The sequence below is a fragment of the Kitasatospora sp. NPDC056446 genome, from assembly GCF_042796115.1.
Taxonomy (GTDB): Bacteria; Actinomycetota; Actinomycetes; order Streptomycetales; family Streptomycetaceae; genus Kitasatospora.
On the sequence record NZ_JBHTRF010000182.1, the window covers coordinates 1 to 1,995 of the forward strand.

Below are 1,995 nucleotides of genomic sequence, written 5' to 3' on the forward strand. Positions count from 1 at the left end.
GTCCGGCAGGTTCAGCCGCGGAACAGCGCCTTCGCGAACCGCTGGTGCGCGGCCTGGCGGCTGGTGCCGAGGGCCTGCCCGATGTCCTCCCAGCTCCCGCCGTTGTCGCGGGCAGCGGTGACCGCCCGCTGAAGCGCTGCGCTGCCGAGCTTCTCGACCTCAGCGGCGGCGGCCGTAGCTGCGATCGGGCGCGAGGACGTCAGGTCGGCCAGCAACCGTCGAACGGTGGCGATTGCGTCGGAGAGGTCATCGGGGACGGTCGTCCCCAAGAGCGGGGCGATGTGTTCCCGGGACCAAGCGCCGTACGGGTACGGGGCGTCGTCGCCATGCTCGAAGCCGTTCGTCTCGTCCTGGTCCTCCCAGTCGATCGGGAACATCTCGGAGGAGCGCCAGCCACATTCGCACCCTGCCCGTACGGCAATAGCCCGGGGCCGCCCCGCTTGGCCGTTGTAGAGCCACCAGGCGCTGTTGCCGTTGATGGGGGCGGGCTCGGTGCCGTCGCCCATCACCGCCACGGGGTACCCCTCGTGGCCGCTGCCGAACTGATCCGTCTGCCAACCCATGTAAAGACCCCTTGACGTCGAATGCCTGGCGTACAGAATCCTTGACACGCTCTCCGGGTGTCAAGAGTCGTTTACGACGTGTCGCATGCGTCAACACATCTTGACGAATGGCGTGTGCCGTCTGTCGGTACGTCATCCCGGTGACGTACAGCCCGGGTCGGTGACGTACGCGGCGGTGGCGGCCGGGGTCGAGGCAGGGTCGCTGGGCAGCATCGGTTCATGACGTCATCCGCCCCCACGTGGGAGTACGGAGCCCCGTACATCCCGATCACCTCGCGTCGGCCAGCACCTGGTCGACCGGCTCCGGCTGAGCGCAGCGGCGCGCCCGGTTCCCCGTCATGTCTCCCGGCGCCCACATCAGCCGAGGGCCAGGACAGGGGAAGTCCGGCACCTCACCAGACCGAATCCCCGGTCTGACGTGCGGTGGTGAGTGGTGAGTCCCCGGACGACCGCAACCCCCTGAGCAACAGCCTGTGCCGCACCCCGCGCAACCCCCTGTGCGTGGCTCTCTGCCGCCCCGCGCGGCGTTCGTCGTAGCGCGGCACAAGACCGACAGATTCAGGAATGCCTCGGTGTGCGATCTGTGCCGGTTTGTCTGGCCGTTGGGTCGTGATGCATAGGTGTGGGGGCTCCGGCCGGGGATCGGCTGGTACGACTGTGGGTCGGTCGCCAATTGGCGACTGGTCACGGTCGGAGGGGAAGAGATGGCACGCGGGACGCCGGGGTCGAAGCGCGGTCACACGGTGTCGGTGCGGCTGTCCGACGAGGAGCGGGAGCGCTGGGAGTCGGCCCGTGGTGAGTCCGGCCGCCGGGAGATGGGCGCGTGGGTGCGGGCCGTGGTCGAGGACGTCCTCGCGGACCGGACCGAGGGCGACGTCCCCGGCGCGGAGAAAGGGCCGGCCCCGCTGCCCCCGATCAACCAGGACGCGTACGACGAGTTGTGCCGGATCGGCGCGAACCTCAACCAGCTTGTGCGCTACACCCACCAGGACGGACAGCTCCACGCTGCCGTCGAGGCGGCCCTGTTCGAGGTCGGCAACGCCGCCCTGGCGGTGAGGGGCATCGAGCCGATGCGGCCCACGGACCCCGAGTGATCGCCAACATCACCAAGGGGCGCAAGGCCGTTGGGGCGCTGATCTACGACTTCGGGCCCGGCCGCCGCGACGAGCACATCAACCCCCGGATCGTCGCCGGGAACGTCACCGGCACCCCGCTCCAGGTTGCCCGCGCGATCGACCACACCGCCCGCCGGCGGCCGGGCATCACCGCGCCGATCTGGCGCACGTCGCTGTCGCTGCCCGACGAGGACGGCATCCTCCCCGACGCCCAGTGGGCCGACATCGCCACGGCGTTCATCGCCGACATGGGGTTCGACGGGGCCCCGTGGGTGGCTGTCCGCCACGGCGACGACCACATGCTACTGAACTTTTTC

At 69.8% G+C, this 1,995-nt stretch carries 3 protein-coding genes; 2 read left to right on the forward strand and 1 reads right to left on the reverse strand.

What is annotated here, in order from left to right:
• Window positions 1-11 precede the first annotated feature (11 nt).
• Entirely contained in the window at window positions 12-563 is a 552-nt protein-coding gene (locus ACFQ6N_RS40420; RefSeq protein ID WP_376247565.1) for a hypothetical protein, read from the reverse strand.
• 704 nt (window positions 564-1,267) lie between these two features.
• Here ACFQ6N_RS40420 and ACFQ6N_RS40425 point away from each other — a divergent pair.
• Both ACFQ6N_RS40425 and ACFQ6N_RS40430 read left to right on the forward strand, forming a co-directional pair.
• Window positions 1,268-1,657 carry a hypothetical protein gene (locus ACFQ6N_RS40425; RefSeq protein WP_376247569.1) on the forward strand — a complete coding sequence of 130 codons (390 nt, stop codon included), beginning with the start codon at window positions 1,268-1,270 and terminating at the stop codon, window positions 1,655-1,657.
• Window positions 1,654-1,995, forward strand: a 342-nt coding sequence (locus ACFQ6N_RS40430) for a relaxase/mobilization nuclease domain-containing protein (protein ID WP_380659141.1), incomplete at its 3' end; no start/stop codon positions are given. The genes ACFQ6N_RS40425 and ACFQ6N_RS40430, both read left to right, overlap by 4 nt.

Coding starts and splice junctions, on each gene's coding strand:
- ACFQ6N_RS40420 (WP_376247565.1), bottom strand. CDS start 563: ATGGGTTGGCAGACGGATCAGTTCGGCAGCGGCCACGAGGGGTACCCC.
- ACFQ6N_RS40425 (WP_376247569.1), top strand. CDS start 1,268: ATGGCACGCGGGACGCCGGGGTCGAAGCGCGGTCACACGGTGTCGGTG.